At 37.8% G+C, this 19,066-nt stretch carries 20 protein-coding genes; all 20 read right to left on the reverse strand.

Annotated elements, in window-relative coordinates; genetic code table 11:
• Positions 1 to 5 precede the first annotated feature (5 nt).
• Positions 6 to 782 (reverse strand): isoprenyl transferase, encoded by a 777-nt coding sequence (locus NSQ69_RS18805; protein WP_002014545.1) that lies wholly within the window; start codon positions 780 to 782, stop codon positions 6 to 8.
• A gap of 85 nt (positions 783 to 867) precedes the next feature.
• Entirely contained in the window at positions 868 to 1,425 is a 558-nt protein-coding gene (frr, locus tag NSQ69_RS18810) for a ribosome recycling factor (protein WP_000531506.1), read from the reverse strand.
• 3 nt (positions 1,426 to 1,428) lie between these two features.
• Positions 1,429 to 2,151 carry a UMP kinase gene (gene pyrH / locus NSQ69_RS18815; protein WP_002014544.1) on the reverse strand — a complete coding sequence of 241 codons (723 nt, stop codon included), beginning with the start codon at positions 2,149 to 2,151 and terminating at the stop codon, positions 1,429 to 1,431.
• A 66-nt stretch (positions 2,152 to 2,217) separates the two neighbouring features.
• Positions 2,218 to 3,105, reverse strand: a complete 888-nt coding sequence (tsf, locus tag NSQ69_RS18820) for a translation elongation factor Ts (RefSeq protein WP_002088177.1) — start codon at positions 3,103 to 3,105, stop codon at positions 2,218 to 2,220.
• Positions 3,106 to 3,187: 82 nt separating this feature from the next.
• The gene (gene rpsB / locus NSQ69_RS18825; RefSeq protein WP_002185070.1) at positions 3,188 to 3,889 is read right to left on the reverse strand and encodes a 30S ribosomal protein S2; all 702 of its coding nucleotides are present in this window, start codon (positions 3,887 to 3,889) and stop codon (positions 3,188 to 3,190) included.
• A 353-nt stretch (positions 3,890 to 4,242) separates the two neighbouring features.
• The gene (gene codY, locus NSQ69_RS18830; protein WP_002014541.1) at positions 4,243 to 5,022 is read right to left on the reverse strand and encodes a GTP-sensing pleiotropic transcriptional regulator CodY; all 780 of its coding nucleotides are present in this window, start codon (positions 5,020 to 5,022) and stop codon (positions 4,243 to 4,245) included.
• A 77-nt stretch (positions 5,023 to 5,099) separates the two neighbouring features.
• The gene (gene hslU, locus NSQ69_RS18835) at positions 5,100 to 6,491 is read right to left on the reverse strand and encodes an ATP-dependent protease ATPase subunit HslU (protein ID WP_002014539.1); all 1,392 of its coding nucleotides are present in this window, start codon (positions 6,489 to 6,491) and stop codon (positions 5,100 to 5,102) included.
• Positions 6,492 to 6,513: 22 nt separating this feature from the next.
• The gene (gene hslV, locus NSQ69_RS18840) at positions 6,514 to 7,056 is read right to left on the reverse strand and encodes an ATP-dependent protease proteolytic subunit HslV (RefSeq protein WP_002014538.1); all 543 of its coding nucleotides are present in this window, start codon (positions 7,054 to 7,056) and stop codon (positions 6,514 to 6,516) included.
• Between the two features lie 42 nt (positions 7,057 to 7,098).
• Complete coding sequence (gene xerC / locus NSQ69_RS18845) at positions 7,099 to 7,998, reverse strand: tyrosine recombinase XerC (protein ID WP_078175468.1); 900 nt, start codon at positions 7,996 to 7,998, stop codon at positions 7,099 to 7,101.
• Between the two features lie 71 nt (positions 7,999 to 8,069).
• Positions 8,070 to 9,374, reverse strand: a complete 1,305-nt coding sequence (gene trmFO / locus NSQ69_RS18850; protein ID WP_002066796.1) for an FADH(2)-oxidizing methylenetetrahydrofolate--tRNA-(uracil(54)-C(5))-methyltransferase TrmFO — start codon at positions 9,372 to 9,374, stop codon at positions 8,070 to 8,072.
• 48 nt (positions 9,375 to 9,422) lie between these two features.
• Positions 9,423 to 11,501 carry a type I DNA topoisomerase gene (topA, locus tag NSQ69_RS18855; RefSeq protein WP_002088184.1) on the reverse strand — a complete coding sequence of 693 codons (2,079 nt, stop codon included), beginning with the start codon at positions 11,499 to 11,501 and terminating at the stop codon, positions 9,423 to 9,425.
• A gap of 144 nt (positions 11,502 to 11,645) precedes the next feature.
• Positions 11,646 to 12,515: a DNA-processing protein DprA gene (gene dprA / locus NSQ69_RS18860; protein ID WP_002167750.1), complete on the reverse strand. Its 870-nt coding sequence runs from the start codon at positions 12,513 to 12,515 to the stop codon at positions 11,646 to 11,648.
• Between the two features lie 88 nt (positions 12,516 to 12,603).
• The gene (gene sucD / locus NSQ69_RS18865) at positions 12,604 to 13,506 is read right to left on the reverse strand and encodes a succinate--CoA ligase subunit alpha (protein WP_002033796.1); all 903 of its coding nucleotides are present in this window, start codon (positions 13,504 to 13,506) and stop codon (positions 12,604 to 12,606) included.
• Between the two features lie 19 nt (positions 13,507 to 13,525).
• A complete protein-coding gene (sucC, locus tag NSQ69_RS18870) occupies positions 13,526 to 14,686 on the reverse strand; it encodes an ADP-forming succinate--CoA ligase subunit beta (RefSeq protein ID WP_002014529.1) in 1,161 nt (386 codons plus the stop codon).
• Between the two features lie 193 nt (positions 14,687 to 14,879).
• Positions 14,880 to 15,653, reverse strand: coding sequence for a ribonuclease HII (locus tag NSQ69_RS18875; protein ID WP_002142917.1), 774 nt, complete (start codon positions 15,651 to 15,653; stop codon positions 14,880 to 14,882).
• A 55-nt stretch (positions 15,654 to 15,708) separates the two neighbouring features.
• The gene (gene ylqF, locus NSQ69_RS18880) at positions 15,709 to 16,599 is read right to left on the reverse strand and encodes a ribosome biogenesis GTPase YlqF (protein ID WP_002128821.1); all 891 of its coding nucleotides are present in this window, start codon (positions 16,597 to 16,599) and stop codon (positions 15,709 to 15,711) included.
• A 20-nt stretch (positions 16,600 to 16,619) separates the two neighbouring features.
• Complete coding sequence (lepB, locus tag NSQ69_RS18885; protein ID WP_002066791.1) at positions 16,620 to 17,171, reverse strand: signal peptidase I; 552 nt, start codon at positions 17,169 to 17,171, stop codon at positions 16,620 to 16,622.
• A 100-nt stretch (positions 17,172 to 17,271) separates the two neighbouring features.
• Positions 17,272 to 17,616 carry a 50S ribosomal protein L19 gene (rplS, locus tag NSQ69_RS18890; protein ID WP_002014524.1) on the reverse strand — a complete coding sequence of 115 codons (345 nt, stop codon included), beginning with the start codon at positions 17,614 to 17,616 and terminating at the stop codon, positions 17,272 to 17,274.
• Positions 17,617 to 17,762: 146 nt separating this feature from the next.
• Positions 17,763 to 18,497, reverse strand: coding sequence for a tRNA (guanosine(37)-N1)-methyltransferase TrmD (trmD, locus tag NSQ69_RS18895; protein WP_050000358.1), 735 nt, complete (start codon positions 18,495 to 18,497; stop codon positions 17,763 to 17,765).
• Complete coding sequence (rimM, locus tag NSQ69_RS18900; protein ID WP_002014521.1) at positions 18,497 to 19,012, reverse strand: ribosome maturation factor RimM; 516 nt, start codon at positions 19,010 to 19,012, stop codon at positions 18,497 to 18,499. Before rimM ends, trmD begins: the two co-directional genes overlap by 1 nt.
• Positions 19,013 to 19,066: the final 54 nt, after the last annotated feature.

A 19,066-nucleotide genomic window follows, 5' to 3' on the forward strand; every position in this document is an offset into this window, starting at 1 on the left:
TCTTTCTACACGCCTCCGAATCTGCGCCCTCTATGTTGAAAGTCTGTAATCGCATTTAGCAAATGTTCCTCGGTAAAATCTGGCCAATACACATCTGTAAACCAAAATTCCGAATAAGCAATTTGCCATAACATGAAATTACTAATACGTAGCTCTCCGCTTGTACGGATTAACAACTCTGGATCAGGTAAAGAACTCGTCATTAAGTAAGAAGAAATCTTTTCTTCACTTATTTCTTCCGAACGAATTTTTCCTTCCTCACTATCTTTCATCATATGTTGCACAGCAGAAACGATTTCATCTCGACTTCCATAGTTTAACGCGAAATTAAGAATTAATCCCGTATTCTCTTTCGTATCTTCCATGGCTTTTTCCATCGCTCTGCGCGTATGCGTAGGAAGACGATCTTTTTGCCCTATTACTCGGACTTGTACGTTTTCTTCAATCAACTCTGGTAAAAATGCACCTAAAAATTCTTCTGGAAGCTTCATCAAATAATCAACTTCTTTTTTCGGTCTTTTCCAGTTCTCAGTCGAAAAAGCATAAAGAGTTAATACTTTCACATCAAGCTTACTTGCAAATTTTGTGATTTTCTTCACAACTTGCATACCTTCATGATGACCAGCAATGCGAGGCATGGCTCTTCTCTTTGCCCATCTTCCATTACCATCCATAATAATAGCAATATGTTCTGGGATATATCCTTTTTTCACTTTTTCAATGAGATGATCAAACGATGTGACCTTTTTACTTTTAAAAAAAGGAAACTTTTTAAACATCATTCATACCCTCCAACAAGCAGACGTATGCCTAAAAGTGTAAAAAGACCCCCTTAAGAAGAGGGTCATATTTGCGAAATTATCGCTATTACACTTCCATAATTTCTTTTTCTTTGTTTTTTGCGATTTCGTCAACTTTTGCAATATATTTATCTGTTTCTTTTTGGATATCTTCAGTATATCCTCTTAAATCATCTTCTGTAATGTCGCCAGCTTTTTCAAGCTTCTTAAGGTCATCATTACTGTCACGACGTACGTTACGAACAGCAACTTTTGCTTCCTCAGCATATTTCTTCACAACTTTTACAAGATCGCGACGACGCTCTTCTGTTAATGCAGGGAATGCAATACGAATTACAGTTCCATCATTAGAAGGGTTTAAGCCTAAATCTGCTTTTAAAATTGCTTTTTCAATATCACCGATAGAAGTTTTATCATAAGGTTGAATTACAAGCAAACGTGCTTCTGGAACTGTAATGTTCGCTAATTGCACAACTGGTGTTGGTGCACCATAGTAATCAACTTGTACCTTATCTAATACAGACGAGCTTGCACGACCAGCGCGAACTGTTGCTAATTCACGAGAATAAGCAGCAACTGCTTTTTCCATTTTTTCATTTGAAGACTTCAATACTTGTTGTCCCATAATTTATTTCCCCCTTACAACTGTTCCAATATTTTCGCCTAAAACGGCACGTTTAATGTTACCTTTTTCCATAACCGAGAATACAATTAATGAAATATCATTATCCATACATAAAGAAGAAGCTGTAGAATCCATTACACCTAAACCTGCTTTTAATACATCTAAGTAAGTAAGTGTTTCGTATTTCGTAGCTGTTGGGTCAATAGATGGATCTGCACTATATACGCCATCCACATTATTTTTCGCCATTAAAATAACGTCCGCTTCGATTTCAGCTGCACGTAATGCTGCTGTTGTATCTGTAGAGAAGTATGGGTTACCTGTACCTGCAGCAAAGATAACAACACGTTTTTTCTCTAAGTGACGAATTGCTTTACGACGAATGTAAGGCTCTGCCACTTGACGCATCTCAATTGAAGTTTGTACGCGAGTTTGAATTCCGATATTCTCTAAGCTATCTTGAAGAGCTAATGAATTCATAACTGTTGCTAACATGCCCATGTAATCTGCTCCTGCACGATCCATGCCCATTTCGCTTCCAATTTTCCCACGCCAAATGTTACCGCCACCAACAACAACTGCAACCTCTACATCAAGTTCTGCAATTTCTTTCACTTGTTCCGCAACTGACTTAATAACAGCTGGGTTAATTCCAAATCCTTGCTCGCCAGCTAAAGCTTCTCCGCTCAGCTTTAAAACGACACGATTATATTTCGGTTTACTCATAATGAACCTCCAATTGCTTACATCTTTATTTTAAAAAAGGGAACACAATGTGTTCCCTAATCTGTATTAGTTGTTACCTTTTACTTGGTTCATTACTTCTTCAGCAAAGTTGTCTTCGCGTTTTTCGATACCTTCACCAACAGCGTAGCGAACGAATCCTTTTAATGTTCCGCCTTTAGACTCAACGAATTGACGAACTTTCATGTCAGGATTCTTAACGAATGTTTGGTCAAGTAAGCAAATCTCTTCAAAGAATTTGCCAAGACGGCCTTCTACCATTTTCGCAACGATTTTTTCAGGCTTGCCTTCGTTTAAAGCTTGTTGTGTTAATACTTGACGCTCATGCTCAACTTCTTCAGCTGTTACAGCATCGCGGTCGATGTATTTAGGGTTAACTGCTGCGATGTGCATTGCTACATCTTTAGCAGCTGCTTCATCAGTAGAACCTTCAAGAACTGTTAATACACCAATACGTCCACCCATGTGTAGGTAAGCGCCGAATGCATCAGCATCAGTTTTTGATACGATTTCGAAACGACGAAGTGTAAGTTTTTCACCAATTTTAGCGATTGCTTCGTTGATGTGCTCTTCTACTGTTTTGCCGCCTTCGATTGTTTGAGCCATAGCTTCTTCAACGTTAGCAGGTTTGTTAGCTAATAAGTGAGCAGCTAATTCTTTAATTAACGCTTGGAAACCTTCGTTTTTCGCAACGAAATCAGTCTCAGAGTTTAATTCTAAGATTAAACCTTCGTTACCGTTTGTTTCGATGAAAGTTAAACCTTCAGCAGCGATGCGGTCTGCTTTTTTAGCAGCTTTCGCAATACCTTTTTCACGTAAGAAGTCAATTGCTTTCTCCATGTCGCCGTTAGTTTCTGTTAAAGCTTTTTTGCAGTCCATCATACCTGCGCCAGTTTTTTCACGAAGTTCTTTTACCATTTGTGCAGTGATTGCCATGTTTTTCATCCTCCTAAAATATGTATTTATACCTTAAAAAAGGTGATAAAAGGCCGAACCCCTTATCACCTTTCCAAATTTGTTACGCAGTAACAGTTTCTTCACCTTGTTTTGATTCAAGGATCGCGTCTGCCATTTTAGATGTAAGAAGTTTTACAGCACGAATTGCATCATCGTTTGCTGGGATAACGTGATCGATTTCGTCTGGATCACAGTTTGTATCAACGATACCGATGATTGGAATGTGTAATTTGCGCGCTTCAGCAACTGCAATACGCTCTTTACGAGGGTCTACTACGAATAATGCACTTGGAAGACCTTTCATATCTTTAATACCGCCTAAGAATTTCTCAAGACGCTCTAACTCTTTTTTAAGTTGAACAACTTCTTTCTTAGGAAGTACTTCGAAAGTACCATCTTCTTGCATTCTTTCGATATCTTTAAGACGCTTGATACGCTTTTGGATTGTTTGGAAGTTTGTTAAAGTTCCACCTAACCAACGTTGGTTAACGAAGTACATACCAGCACGAGTTGCTTCTTCTTTAATAGCTTCTTGTGCTTGTTTTTTAGTACCTACGAATAAAATGTCTCCACCTTCAGCAGCGATGTCACGCATCGTTCTGTAAGCTTCCTCAACTTTTTTCACAGTTTTTTGTAAGTCGATGATGTAGATACCGTTACGCTCTGTGAAGATGTAACGCTTCATTTTTGGGTTCCAACGACGAGTTTGATGTCCGAAATGAACACCAGCTTCAAGCAATTGTTTCATAGAAATTACTGACATAATTTAGTTCCTCCTAAATGGTTTTTTGATATCCTCCGTTTACTTCATCTCTAAGCGAAACTACGAACGTAGCACCAACACTTAAATCAGTAAACGTGTGTACTTTGTACTGACACCACTGCTTACTATATCATACTGAAATATTACAATCAAGTCGAAAATGCGAACAATGTAAAACTTTCTTTTTTTCACGCTCAAATTCTAGTATTACCAACCTTCAATTCCTTTAAGCAAGGAATTGAAGGTTAATTAATAGTTTTCTAATGAATGTTGTCATGACGCCTTACGTAAGCAAAATCATTCACTTAAAAAAACAAAAAACTCTCCTCAAGCGAGGAGAGTTTTTTTATAAATTAGTTTGTTTTTAATTTAGCAAGTTCCTGTAGAAACTTGTCGTTTAGCACTTTAATGTATGTTCCTTTCATACCTAAAGAGCGAGACTCAATAACACCAGCACTTTCTAATTTACGTAGTGCATTTACGATTACCGAACGAGTAATTCCCACGCGATCAGCAATTTTACTTGCAACAAGTAAACCTTCTGTTCCATTTAATTCTTCGAAGATATGCTCGATTGCTTCTAACTCACTGTAAGATAATGAGCTAATCGCCATTTGAACAACAGCTTTACTACGTGCTTCCTCTTCGATTTCTTCTGCTTTTTCACGTAAGATTTCCATACCTACAACAGTTGAGCTGTATTCAGCAAGAATTAAATCATCGTCTAAGAACTCTTGACCAAGACGAGCTAATACTAGTGTACCTAGACGCTCACCGCCACCAACGATTGGTACGATTGTAGTTAAACCTTGACCGAATAATTCTCTATTTTCTACCGGGAATGCTGTGTAGTCACTATCCACACCTAAATTTGAAGATGTTTCTGTAACATTGAATAAACTTTGCGTATACTCTTCTGGGAATTGACGCTCTGCAAGCATGTGCTTCATACGTTCGTTTTCGATTTGTTGGTGAATCGCATATCCTAATAATTTACCGCGACGACTTACAACGAACACGTTCGCTTCAATTACTTCACACATTGTGTCAGACATCTCTCTAAAGTTTACAGGCTTTCCTGCTGCGCTCTGTAATAACGCATTTAATTTTCTCGTTTTTGCTAATAATTCCATTTCAAAATTTCCTCCTACATGTTACTTACATATTTTTTCATCACTTGGAAACTAGGGCGAGTCACCTGATGACACTATTACAAAATAAACTGGCTCACATCTTTATTTTTAGCTATTGTCGCTAATTTTTCCTCAACATATTGAGGTGTTATCGTTATTTTCTCTAACGTAATTTCAGATGCCTCAAACGATAAATCTTCAAGGAGCTTCTCCATAACAGTATGAAGTCTTCTCGCTCCAATATTATCTGTATCCTGATTAACTTGATAAGCAATCTCAGCAATCTTACGAATAGCTTCGTCTGAAAATTCAATTTCTATACCTTCAGTCGCTAATAACGCCGTGTACTGTTTAATTAGCGCATTGTCAGGCTCGATTAATATTTTAACAAAATCATCCGCCGATAATTTTGTTAATTCTACTCGAATCGGAAATCTCCCTTGCAATTCCGGAATTAAATCCGACGGTTTAGACATATGGAACGCTCCAGCTGCAACAAATAAAATATAATCCGTTTTTACTGATCCGTATTTCGTTGCTACATTCGACCCTTCTACAATCGGTAAAATGTCACGTTGCACACCTTCACGCGATACATCTACGCTATTCGACTGCTTACCAGCAATTTTGTCAATTTCATCGATAAAAATAATCCCGAGCTGTTCAGCACGATAAACAGCCTCTTGTGTAACTTCATCCATATCAATTAAGCGCTGTGCCTCTTCATTTGTCAAGAGTTTTCTTGCTTCTTTTACAGAAAGTTTACGTTTTTTCGTTTTTTTCGGCATGATACTTCCTAGTGCATCTTGGAAATTCATTCCCATTTGCTCCATGCCAGTTCCTTGCAACATATCAAACATAGAAGACTGTTGTTCCGTCACTTCGATCGATATCACTTCATCTTCAAGAAGGCCTGCCGCAAGCTTTCTTTCCACATCTTGACGTTTCTTTTCGATTTCATCATCTTCCTGTGCATCAGATGTTTGGTTTGAATTTTGATTACCACCAAAAAGCATTTCTAATGGATTTTTAAATCCAGATTGTTTCTCCGGACTCGGCACTAAAATTTCAACAAGACGTTGATTCGCTTGCTCTTCTGCTTTATCTTGAACTTTAACTACCATTTCCTCTTTCACAATGCGAACAGACGTTTCAACAAGGTCGCGGACCATCGACTCTACATCTCGACCCACATATCCAACTTCTGTAAATTTCGTCGCTTCAACCTTAATAAAAGGTGCTCCAACGAGTTTCGCCATTCGCCGTGCTACCTCTGTTTTACCAACACCTGTCGGTCCAATCATTAAAATGTTTTTAGGTGCAATTTCATCACGTAAATTTTCAACTAATTTACTGCGACGGTATCGATTTCGTAGAGCTACAGCAACCGCTTTCTTTGCATCTTTTTGACCGATGATGTATTGATCTAATTTTTCCACAATTTGACGCGGAGTAAAATGTAAATGCATATAAAATGCCTCCCTTACGATTCTACAATTCTTCAACAATTATGTTGTGGTTCGTATAAACACAAATATCGCCTGCAATTTCTAAACTGGCCTTCGCAATTTGTTTCGCTGTTAAATGTTCACTTGCATGTTGCTTTAAAGCACGACCAGCAGCAAGTGCATAATGTCCGCCTGAACCAATTGCTAAAATACCATCATCTGGTTCAATCACTTCTCCTGTACCTGAAACAAGGAGCATCGTTGTTTTATCCATGACAATGAGCATTGCTTCTAGCTGACGTAGCATTTTATCACCACGCCATTGTTTCGCCATCTCAACTGCAGCGCGCTGCAAATTGCCATTATACTCTTCTAATTTTCCTTCAAACATTTCAAAAAGAGTAAATGCATCAGCAACTGATCCTGCAAAACCAGCTAAAACTTTCCCTTGGAAAAGTTTGCGAACTTTGCGAGCTGTATGTTTCATTACAACAGCATTCCCCATCGTTACCTGACCATCTCCAGCCATTGCACATTCTCCATTATGATGAACTGCAAATATCGTTGTAGCGTGGAAATTTCCCATAGAAAAAACTCCTTTATATGTTTTTATAGCCTTAAAAGCAATTTATGCCCGCGGGTGATGCTTCATGTACACAGAACGCAATCTTTCTTTAGAGACATGCGTATAAATTTGTGTGGTTGACAAATTCTCATGACCTAATAGCTCCTGCACAGTACGTAAATCCGCTCCTTCATCCAACATATGTGTAGCAAATGTATGCCTTAACATATGGGGACTTATCCGCATTGTAAGTGAAGCTTTCTTAATGAGTTCGTTCAAAACATAACGTACACCCTGATCTGTTAACGGCTTACCTTTCGCATTTAAAAATACCATATGAGATTGTTCTTCAGTCTTTTGAGCTAACTGTTTTCTCCCGTTCTCTATATAAGTAATTAAAGCATCTTGTGCATAGCTTCCGAACGGAATATATCTTTGTTTTTTCCCTTTTCCCATCACTAAAATTGTTCCCACTGCAAAGTCAATGTCGGTAAGTTGCAAATTAACGCATTCGCTTACACGAATCCCAGTTGCATACATCAACTCTAATAAAGCTTGATTCCTTTGACCTAATGGTGCCCCTGTATCAGAAACTTCAAACAATTCCTCTAACTCTTCAGCATATAAAAACTTTGGGATTGACAATTCTTTCTTGGGAAGTGACGCAAGTGCAAACGGATTATCTTTTTGATAACCTTCACGCATCAAAAAACGATATAAACTTCGTAAGCTTGATACTTTCCTTGCGACAGATTTACGGGCTAACTTCTGATCGTGCAACGTCGTCAAGTATAAACGAACATCCGCGTATGTAACATCTAAAAAAGAGGATATGCCTTCTCGCTCCATAAATTGCACAAAATGTTCTAAATCATTTTGATAACTTGCAATTGTATATTTTGAATAATTTCTTTCAATTTGTAAATATCCAACGAATAATTGTAACAATTTCTTCACATTCACATCCATATAATTCACCTCAATAAAGGCTACTAAATCGTATCACAACTTAGTAGCCTTTGCAAGAAATTTAATTAAATATTTACAAAATTTTGAATTGTTTCCAAAGCGCGTGTAGCATATGCTTCATTTCGCTCTTGTTTCTTTTTAATTTTCTTCTCTAACGGTGTAAATAAACCGAAGTTTGCATTCATTGGCTGGAAGTTTTTCGCATTTGTCGCAGTAATATAATTTGCCATACTTCCCATTGCAGTTACAGGTGGTAATACAACTGGCTCTTCACCTTGTACAAGTCGAGCAGCGTTAATACCCGCTAATAATCCTGATGCTGCTGATTCAACATAACCCTCTACACCAGTCATTTGACCAGCGAAGAATAAATCATCACGTTGTTTATATTGATATGTTGGACGAAGCAAATTAGGCGAATTAATAAACGTATTACGATGCATTACACCATAACGTACAATCTCTGCGTTTTCTAGTCCTGGAATTAGCTGTAACACTTCTTTTTGTGGCCCCCACTTTAAATGTGTTTGGAAGCCTACAATATTGTATAATGTTCCTGCTGCATCATCTTGACGTAACTGAACAACCGCATACGGTGTTTTCCCTGTTTTCGGATCTTCTAACCCAACAGGCTTCATCGGCCCAAATACTAACGTCTGTCTTCCTCTACTTGCCATAACTTCTACTGGCATACAACCTTCAAAGAAAATTTCTTTTTCAAATTCTTTTAAAGGCACTGTCTCAGCAGCAATTAAAGCCTCATAAAAACGATCAAACTCTTCTTCTGTCATTGGACAGTTTAAATATGCCGCTTCACCTTTATCATAACGGGATTTTAAATATACTTTATTCATGTCAATGCTGTCTTTCTCAACGATTGGCGCGGCAGCATCATAGAAATAAAAATAATCTTCACCTGTTAGTTTTTTTAATTGTGCAGAAAGATCAGGAGACGTAAGTGGACCTGTCGCAATAACAGTTGGTCCCTCTGGAATTTCAGTGATTTCCTCATTCATTACAGTTACGTTCGGATGATTTTTCACATATTCAGTCACTTTCGCCGCGAATTCATGACGGTCTACAGCTAAAGCACCTCCTGCTGGTACAGAGCACTCATCGGCTGCACGAATAATGACAGAATCCATTAGACGCATTTCTTCTTTAATAACACCAACAGCATTTGTTAATGTGTTTGCGCGAAGTGAGTTACTACATACTAATTCAGCAAATTTATCTGTATGATGAGCTGGTGTTTGCCTTACTGGTCTCATTTCATATAATTTTACTTGGACACCACGCTTTGCAATTTGGTAAGCTGCTTCGCTTCCTGCAAGACCTGCGCCAATGACGTTTACTACTTGTGTTGTCATATATATCACCTTTCCTTTTCTTCCCGAAAAAAATGTGAGCAGTTACGCTCACATTTGTTGTTCTTCTTCATAATCACACGAAATACATTGTACTTGCACGCCTTTTTTTAACTTTTTCTCTACGAGCATACCTTCACACTTCGGACATTTACGACCAATCGGCTTATCCCAAGATACAAAGTCACATTCTGGATACGTACCGCATCCGTAGAAAAGGCGTTTCTTTTTATTACTACGGCGTTCAATAATTTGCCCTTTATCACACTTCGGACAAGTAACACCGATTTCTTTTACAATCGGTTTTGTATTACGACATTCCGGGAAATTTGAACAAGCCATAAACTTCCCATATTTACCCATTTTAAAGACCATCGGGTGACTACATAATTCACAGTCTTCCCCAGCTGGTTCATCTTTAATTTCCACTTCACGCATTTCTTTTTCCGCTTTTTCTAAGCGCGGTTCAAATCCTACGTAGAAATCATCAACAATTTTCACCCAATTTGCATTTCCTTCTTCTACTTCATCAAGGCTTTGCTCCATATTGGCAGTAAATTCAATGTTAATAATTTCTGGGAAAAACTCTAAAATAAGTTCGATTACTATTCCACCAAGCTCAGTCGGAACGAAGCGTTTATTATCTAAAGCAACGTATCCTCGTTTTTGGATTGTTTCAAGTGTCGGTACATAAGTAGACGGTCTCCCAATTCCAAGCTCTTCAAGTGTTCTTACTAGACGAGCCTCTGTATAACGCGGCGGAGGCTGTGTGTAATGTTGCTTTGGTTCTATATCTTTTGAAAATACAGTTTCACCTACTTCTAACGGTGGCAACATCTTATCCTTTTCTTCCGCACCATCATCTTTCGACTCTACGTACACTTTCATAAATCCTGGGAACTTTACAACTGATCCACTTGCACGGAACTGAACATTGTTATTAATGAGTTTCGCTGTAACAGTATCCATTATAGCAGATGCCATTTGACTTGCAACAAATCGCTCCCAAATCAGTTTATACAAACGGAGTTGATCACGACTTAAGAAACTTTTTAGTTCCTCTGGCTTTCTCATTACCGAAGTAGGACGAATCGCCTCATGCGCATCTTGTGCTTTCGACTTTTTCGTTTCTTTCCTCTTCTCTGTTCCTATGTATTCCGCACCAAACGCCTCAGTAATGTAATCACGAGCCTCTGTTTGAGCTGTTTCTGAGATACGTGTTGAATCAGTTCTCATATACGTAATAAGACCTACAGTCCCTTGTTTTCCAAGATCTATCCCTTCATACAGCTGCTGTGCAAGCATCATTGTTTTCTTTGCTCGCATATTTAACTTACGCGCTGCCTCTTGTTGCAAGGAAGATGTTGTAAACGGTAATGCAGGGTTACGCTTTCGCTCTTTTCGCGTTACATTTTCAACCGAAAACGCATTGTCTTTCATCTTTTCGATTATTTCGTTCACTTGTGCTTCGTTCGTTAATTGAACTTTTTCACCATCTACACCGTAAAAGCTTGCTTCAAATGTGTCTTTCCCTTTCACAAATTCTGTTTTAATTGTCCAGAATTCTTCAGGTTCAAAACTTTGAATTTCTTTTTCACGTTCGATGATTAAACGAACTGCTACAGATTGTACGCGTCCTGCACTTAATCCTTTTTTTACTTTCTTCCATAATAAAGGACTAATATTGTAACCAACAAGACGATCGAGTATACGTCTTGCCTGTTGTGCATCTACTAAATCCATATTAATTGCACGAGGATATTTAAATGATTCTTTTATTGCATCTTTTGTAATCTCATTAAATACAACTCGGCAATCTGATTCAACGTCCACATTTAACGTATTTGCTAAATGCCAAGCAATTGCTTCTCCTTCACGATCCGGATCGGCCGCGAGATAGACTTTCTTTGCTTTTTTTGCCGCTGATTTTAAATCTTTTAAAACGGGACCCTTACCACGAATGGTAATATACTTCGGGGTGAAGTTATTCTTTACTTCTATCCCCATTTGGCTTTTAGGTAAATCGCGGACATGTCCCATGGACGCGACGACTTTGTATTTTTTCCCTAAATATTTTTCAATGGTCTTCGCCTTAGAAGGCGACTCCACGATTACGAGGTAATCTGACATGCTAGTGCCTCCTTAAGAGGTGGATTCAAGTCTTCATCAATCTTATTGATTTCTCTTGTTTTTGTCAATCAAGAATGAATATACCATACAGCGACAATCTACCATTTGTCAATAATTGTTTAATAAAAACATAAAAATATATGGTTAATTTAAAATTTCTTCAAGGATATCCTCCGCATTTCTTACTAGCTTTGCGCCTTGTTGAATTAGATGATTCGTTCCCGCTGCACTCTCTATAAATATAGGTCCAGGAAGCGCAAACACCTCTCTATTTTGTTCTAGCGCAAGGTCTGCAGTAATAAGGGATCCACTTCTCGTTTTTGCTTCTACAACTAAAACACCTTTACTTATACCGCTAATAATTCGATTTCTTTTTGGGAAATACCATTTTTTCGGCACATAATGAGGCGGATACTCTGTCAATAACAATATATAATCTTTCCACGTGTCATACAAACCTCTATTCTCCTTTGGATACATATAAGATAATCCGTGTCCTAATATTGCAATGGTCGGGCAATGCTGCCTTACTGTAACTTCATGAGCAATTGTATCTATCCCTCTTGCAAACCCACTAACAATAAGCCATTCTTTTTCAAGTAAAGGTTGTAAAATAAACTTCATACTCTCCTTTCCATATAAAGACGGTTCTCTCGTTCCAACAATCGCTAATTTATTTACTTTATTTAGAAAATCTCTTTCTCCTTTTCCGTATAAAACAAAAGGGGGATCTTGTATTTCTCGCAGTAATTGTGGATAGTCCTTATCCCATATTGTTATATAAAATATTCTCTTTTTTTCTAACTGGGATACATATTGTTGGAGATTTGAAATTTGAAGAAAATTTACTAGTTCTAAAGATTTTTCCGAGGATATTCCAGCGTAATATTCAAATTGTTCCGGACTAAAAGTGTATATTCCCTTCAGTTCTGGATCAACATATAGTAGTCTCTCCATCGCCTTCCAATGATCCGCCAACATGTAATGAAGGTGCAATAAACGTTCTCTTTTCATCTCAATTCTCCTTACCCATAATTTTTATTATGTAAACAAAAAATGTGTAAAAAGACACCCTCTAATAAGAAGGTGTCTTTCAAAAAGATTAGTAGTTTTTACAAGTCTCAAATAATCCCTTTTCTTTTAAAACAGAGATTAATGTTTCACCCATAACAGCTGGTGTTTCCGCTACTTTAATACCACAAGCTTCCATTGTTTTAATCTTTTCAGCAGCAGTTCCTTTGCCGCCAGAAATGATCGCCCCAGCATGACCCATACGTTTGCCTTCAGGCGCTGTTTGACCACCAATGAAGCCTACAACTGGTTTTGTCATATTAGCTTGTACCCATTCTGCTGCTTCTTCTTCTGCCGTACCGCCGATTTCACCAATCATAATTACAGCATGCGTTTCTTCATCTTCATTAAATGCTTTTAACGCATCAATAAAGTCCGTACCGTTAACAGGGTCTCCCCCGATACCTACAGCAGTAGATTGGCCAATACCTTCTTGCGTTAACTGATGTACAGCTTCATACGTTAATGTACCAGAGCGAGATACGATACCAACATGACCTTTTTTGTGAATATATCCTGGCATAATACCAATTTTACATTCGTCAGGTGTAATGACACCAGGGCAGTTTGGTCCAAGTAAACGTGTATGTTTACCCGCCATATATCTCTTTACGTTTACCATATCTAATACAGGGATTCCTTCAGTAATACATACTACTAAATCAACCTTTGCATCAACAGCTTCCATAATTGCATCAGCCGCAAAAGCGGGTGGAACGTATACAACTGAAGCGTTTGCGCCTGTTGCTTTCACAGCATCTTCTACTGTATCAAATACTGGTACGCCTTCAATATCAGTGCCACCTTTACCTGGTGTTACACCACCTACAATTTTCGTACCGTATTCAATCATTTGCTTTGTATGGAATAACCCTTGAGAACCTGTAATACCTTGAACAATAACTTTTGTATCTTTATTAACTAATACGCTCATTTTTCTCCCCCGCTTTCTATTAGCCCACTAGTGAAACAATTTTTTGTGCACCGTCTGCCATAGATTCTGCTGCAACAATATTTAAACCAGACTCATTTAAAATTTTCTTTCCTAGCTCTACGTTTGTACCTTCAAGACGTACAACTAAAGGCAACTCAAGACCTACCTGCTTCGTCGCTTCAATAACACCTTCTGCGATAACATCACACTTCATAATGCCACCAAAAATGTTAACGAAGATACCTTTTACATTTTTGTCAGAAAGGATAATTTTGAATGCTTCTGTAACTTTTTCAGCTGTTGCGCCGCCACCAACATCTAAGAAGTTAGCTGGGTCACCATGGTAATGTTTAATGATATCCATTGTAGCCATTGCTAAACCTGCACCATTAACCATACAACCGATATTTCCATCTAAAGGAATGTAGTTTAAGTCATATTTAGAAGCTTCAATTTCTTTTGAATCTTCTTCTTCAAGATCACGAAGTTCTAAAATATCTTTATTGCGATATAACGCATTAGAATCAAAGTTTAATTTTGCATCTAACGCCATAACTTTACCGTCACCTGTTGTAACAAGTGGATTAATCTCAGCGATAGAGCAATCTTTTTCGATAAACGCACTGTATAAGCCCATCATAAACTTCACAGCTTGTCCTACAAGTTCTTTTGGAATATTGATGTTAAACGCGATTCTACGCGCTTGGAAACCTTGTAAACCTACTGCTGGATCAATATATTCTTTAAAGATTTTTTCAGGCGTTTTTTCTGCTACTTCTTCAATTTCTGTTCCACCTTCTTCAGATGCCATTAAAACAACTTGAGAAGTTGCACGATCTAATACAAGACCTACATAATATTCTTTTTTAATATCGCAACCTTCTTCGATAAGTAAGCGTTTTACTTCCTTACCTTCAGGACCTGTTTGATGCGTCACAAGTGTAGTTCCTAAAATGCTTTCTGCATATGTACGAACTTCTTCTAAATTTTTCGCAACTTTTACACCGCCAGCTTTGCCGCGTCCACCAGCGTGAATTTGCGCTTTAACTACACATACTTCCGTTCCTAATTCTTTCGCTGCTTCTACAGCTTCTTCTACTGTAAATGCAACCTTCCCATTCGGAACGCTAACCCCATAGCTTCTAAGGACTGCCTTACCTTGGTACTCATGGATATTCATGGTCCCATCCTCCCCTGTTTTCCTGTTTTACTCGAAAAGTTTTTTAATGTTTAAAAAACATTACATTGCCATTGTATAAGATGATTGGCACGCTGTCTACAATAAAGTGTCAGAAAACTGAAATCGCTTTATTCTTTTTCGAAAATAATAATGTTTATATACCAAAATAAAAAATAAGCTGTGAATATACAGCTTATTTTTGAATCATATCTTTAATTGGCGCGAATGATTTTCGATGTTCCTCTAATACTCCATGTACTTCAATCGCTTCTAAATGCTGTTTCGTCCCATATCCCATATGTTGTTCGAATCCATATGCAGGATACTTTCCTCCTAACTCTTTCATCATGCGGTCTCTCGTCACTTTCGCAATAATAGATGCAGCTGAAATAGAGACACTTTTCGCATCACCTTTAATGATTGATGTTTGCGGAATTGATGTAGGAAGCTTCATCGCATCGATTAATAAATATTCTGGTGTACATGATAAATTAGCAACGGCATCTAACATCGCTTGCTTCGTCGCTTGATAAATATTTATTTCATCAATAACTTGTGGTGATATAATTCCAACTCCAATCGCAATTGCATGATCTTTAATTTCATCATAAAAACGCTCACGTTTCGCTTCACTTAATTTTTTCGAGTCATTTAATCCTGGAATATAAAAATCTTCCGGAAGGACGACTGCCGCCGTCACAACCGGTCCCGCTAACGGCCCACGACCCACTTCATCAATACCAGCAATGTATGTGAGCCCTTTTTCACGTAACTCATTTTCGTACTTTGACATTTCTAGAAATTTTTCTCTTTCTTTTTGCGCTAACTCTTTTTGTTTATACCACTTCAAAATTAATTTTTGAACACCTTTTCGCTCATCTTTCACTAACATTTGAAAACGCTCGTCTTCTTCATTCATAATTTCTTGCAGCAAACATTCCGCTTCATGAATAGTCATTTTTTGCATCTATTTACACTCCTTTTAAACGTAACCAAAAAGAAAAGACGTACAAACGCACGTCTTATACTTCTTCTACTTTTTCCGCATCTTCTACCTGCTCTGCAAACTCTTCTGGTGTTTCAAATGTCATTTTTCCAAATCTTCCACCACGAAGCTCACGAAGTATAAGCTCAGATGTTTTATCATAATCAATCATTCCGCCGCCCATTAAGCAACCTCTATTTTTTCCAATTGCATCAAATAACTCCACAATTTCTTCTGGAATGTCATTTAAATTATATCGCTCTTTTAAACGTTCTGGATAATGTTTTTCCATAAAACGTAACGCATAAATAGCTACATCCTGTAGATTTAATATAGAATCTTTAATTGCACCAGTCGTCGCTAAACGAAGACCAACTAATTCATCTTCAAATTTAGGCCACAAAATACCTGGTGTATCTAATAATTCCATTTCTTTCCCAACTTTAATCCACTGCTGGGCCGTTGTCACACCAGGACGATCTCCTGTTTTTGCTATATTCTTCTTCGCTAATTTATTAATTAGTGTAGATTTACCAACGTTTGGAATACCTACAATTAAAGCACGAATTGCTCTTGGTCTAATGCCTTTAGCAACCATTTTATCGAATTTTTCTTTGACAAGAACTTTACAAGCTGCTGCAATTTCTTTCATACCTTGTCCAGCTTGCGCATTAATTGAAATTGCCTTTTGACCTCTTTCATCAAAATATGCAATCCACTGCTTTGTAAGACGATCATCCGCCATATCCGCTTTATTTAAAACAACAAGCCTTGGTTTATGTGTAATAATTTCATCAATCATTGGATTACGAGAAGATAAAGGTAATCGAGCATCTACAAGCTCAATTACAACATCAATTAACTTTAATTTTTCTGTTACTTGGCGTCTAGCCTTTGCCATATGTCCTGGGAACCATTGAATTACCATGTTGCCACCTTCTTTTTCTTTTATTTCACAATACGTGCATCTTTTAAAGGCCAATATAGCATATTTGCTTTACCAATCACTTGGTCCATTGAAATTGTACCAATCGAACGGCTATCTTTACTAAAACGACGATTATCGCCTAAAACAAATAATTGACCTTCTGGAACAGTTTTCTTTCCTGTCATTTCTTCAAGAGTAAAATCATATGTAAGCGGTCCGTCAGCAAGTTGTTTTTTCTGCTTATCTAAATACGGCTCCTCATAAGGTTTCCCGTTAACATATAGTTTATCATTACGGTATTCGATTTCGTCGCCTGGCAGGCCAATAATACGCTTAATATAATCTTTTTCTTCCGTCGCTCGGAATACAATAATATCAAAGCGTTTCGGATCACCTATGTGATAGCCAATTTTATTAACAATCATTCGATCACGGTCATGTAAAGTCGGCGACATTGATACACCGTCTACGAGAATTGGGGCAAAGAAAAACTGTCTAATTACGCCCGCTAATACAACAGCAATCAAAATTGCTTTGATCCATTCCCAAAGTGAGCTCTTCTCTTTCTTCATGCTTTCCCCTCCACTGTTATGTAAGCTGCTCGTATTATACCAAAATTTCATATAGATTGGAAAAAGGGAGCTTGTGTATTTACAAGCTCCCATACATGTCTTATCGAATTTCTTTAATACGTGCTTTTTTACCGCGAAGGTTACGTAAGTAGTATAACTTAGCACGACGTACTTTACCACGGCGAAGTACTTCGATGTTCGCGATTCTTGGCGTGTGAACTGGGAATGTACGCTCAACACCTACACCGTAAGAAATCTTACGAACTGTGAATGTTTCACTGATTCCGCCACCACGACGTTTAATTACAACACCTTCGAAAAGCTGAATTCTTTCACGAGTTCCCTCAACTACTTTTACGTGTACACGTAAAGTGTCTCCAGGACGGAATGAAGGAAGGTCAGTTTTCAATTGGCCTTTTGTGATTTCTGTGATTAATTGTTGCATATTAAATTCTCTCCTTTAAACAGATGCTCTTATAAAGTCTTATTAAATTACAGCGGAACATCGTTAATACGGCTACTGATTTCAGTAGCACAAATGTTATAATAGCATATTGTTAGGACTGTTGCAATAGAAAATATATCAAGCCCTTATCGGTCTTCTTTAATCTGTTTCAGCCATTTCTCTTCTTGCTTAGATAATTCTCGTTCTTCCAGTAAATCCGGTCTACGTGTGTACGTACGACGTAGTGACTCTTTATGGCGCCATTCATCAATGTTTTTATGATTTCCTGACATTAGTACATCCGGTACCTTCATACCACGAAAATCAGCAGGACGTGTATAATGTGGGTGTTCTAACAAACCTGTGCTAAAAGAGTCTTCCACTTGTGACGTTTGATTCCCAAGCACTCCTGGCAAAAGACGTACAACACTGTCAGTGACTACCATAGAAGCCAATTCTCCACCCGTTAATACGTAATCCCCAATAGAAATCTCATCTGTTACAAGATGCTCACGAATTCGTTCATCGTATCCTTCATAATGGCCACATACAAAAATAACATGCTCTTCTCCAGCAAGCTCTTCTGCCTTCTTCTGCGTGAAACGCTCTCCTTGTGGACACATTAAGACGATTCTCGGCTTACGGTCTGTTTCCTTCGTTAACTCTTCTACTGCGTCAAAGATAGGCTGTGGGGTTAATACCATACCAGCGCCCCCACCATACGGATAATCATCTACACTATTATGCTTACTAGTTGTATACTCACGAAAATTGACAACACGAAGCTCTACCGCTTCTTTTTCTTGTGCTTTCTTTAAAATTGAAGAACCAAATACACCCGTAAACATATCTGGAAACAATGTTAAAATGTCAATTTTCATTATAGTAGCCCTTCCATTACATGAATGGTTACTAATTTATTTTCAATGTTAACTTGAAGTACAACGTCATCAATATAAGGAATTAACAAATCTTGACCCTTTGGACGTTTAATCACCCAAACGTCATTCGCACCAGGAGATAGAATCTCTTTAATTGTCCCTAACGCTTCTCCTTCTTCCGTTACAACGTTGCAACCAATAATTTCATGGTAGTAGTATTCACCTTCAGCTAGTTCGCCTAACTGCTCTTCTGGTACTTTTATTAAAGAACCTTTTAACTTCTCTACTTCATCTACATTGTTGTATCCTTCAAGTGTTAATAAATCAAATGTCTTATGTTGACGATGAGAAGTTACCTTCACTGTAAGATAGTCTGTACCTTTCTCATCCCATATGTATAACGTGTTCCCTACTTTATATCGCTCTTCTGGAAAATCAGTACGAGAAATAACACGAATTTCTCCTTTTACGCCATGAGTATTTACAATTTTCCCTACATTAAACCATTTTGTCATAAATAGTATGTCACCCCTGGTTTCTATATAAATTAAGCATTTCCATTTTATATA

Origin of the sequence: Bacillus sp. FSL R10-2201 (assembly GCF_038008665.1) — a bacterium.
Lineage (GTDB): Bacteria > Bacillota > Bacilli > Bacillales > Bacillaceae_G > Bacillus_A > Bacillus_A mycoides.

Bases quoted from the DNA above. Each gene is read 5' to 3' on its own strand.
- rimM (WP_002014521.1), bottom strand. From the start codon at position 19,012: ATGACAAAATGGTTTAATGTAGGGAAAATTGTAAATACTCATGGCGTA.
- codY (WP_002014541.1), bottom strand. From the start codon at position 5,022: ATGGAATTATTAGCAAAAACGAGAAAATTAAATGCGTTATTACAGAGC.
- topA (WP_002088184.1), bottom strand. From the start codon at position 11,501: ATGTCAGATTACCTCGTAATCGTGGAGTCGCCTTCTAAGGCGAAGACC.
- frr (WP_000531506.1), bottom strand. From the start codon at position 1,425: ATGGGACAACAAGTATTGAAGTCTTCAAATGAAAAAATGGAAAAAGCA.
- lepB (WP_002066791.1), bottom strand. From the start codon at position 17,171: ATGAAGAAAGAGAAGAGCTCACTTTGGGAATGGATCAAAGCAATTTTG.
- sucD (WP_002033796.1), bottom strand. From the start codon at position 13,506: ATGAGCGTATTAGTTAATAAAGATACAAAAGTTATTGTTCAAGGTATT.
- NSQ69_RS18805 (WP_002014545.1), bottom strand. From the start codon at position 782: ATGATGTTTAAAAAGTTTCCTTTTTTTAAAAGTAAAAAGGTCACATCG.
- pyrH (WP_002014544.1), bottom strand. From the start codon at position 2,151: ATGAGTAAACCGAAATATAATCGTGTCGTTTTAAAGCTGAGCGGAGAA.
- trmD (WP_050000358.1), bottom strand. From the start codon at position 18,497: ATGAAAATTGACATTTTAACATTGTTTCCAGATATGTTTACGGGTGTA.
- tsf (WP_002088177.1), bottom strand. From the start codon at position 3,105: ATGGCAATCACTGCACAAATGGTAAAAGAACTTCGTGAAAAAACTGGC.
- sucC (WP_002014529.1), bottom strand. From the start codon at position 14,686: ATGAATATCCATGAGTACCAAGGTAAGGCAGTCCTTAGAAGCTATGGG.
- hslU (WP_002014539.1), bottom strand. From the start codon at position 6,491: ATGCATTTACATTTTACTCCGCGTCAAATTGTGGAAAAATTAGATCAA.
- rpsB (WP_002185070.1), bottom strand. From the start codon at position 3,889: ATGTCAGTAATTTCTATGAAACAATTGCTTGAAGCTGGTGTTCATTTC.
- hslV (WP_002014538.1), bottom strand. From the start codon at position 7,056: ATGGGAAATTTCCACGCTACAACGATATTTGCAGTTCATCATAATGGA.
- rplS (WP_002014524.1), bottom strand. From the start codon at position 17,616: ATGCAACAATTAATCACAGAAATCACAAAAGGCCAATTGAAAACTGAC.
- dprA (WP_002167750.1), bottom strand. From the start codon at position 12,515: ATGAAAAGAGAACGTTTATTGCACCTTCATTACATGTTGGCGGATCAT.
- trmFO (WP_002066796.1), bottom strand. From the start codon at position 9,374: ATGACAACACAAGTAGTAAACGTCATTGGCGCAGGTCTTGCAGGAAGC.
- NSQ69_RS18875 (WP_002142917.1), bottom strand. From the start codon at position 15,653: ATGCAAAAAATGACTATTCATGAAGCGGAATGTTTGCTGCAAGAAATT.
- ylqF (WP_002128821.1), bottom strand. From the start codon at position 16,599: ATGGTAATTCAATGGTTCCCAGGACATATGGCAAAGGCTAGACGCCAA.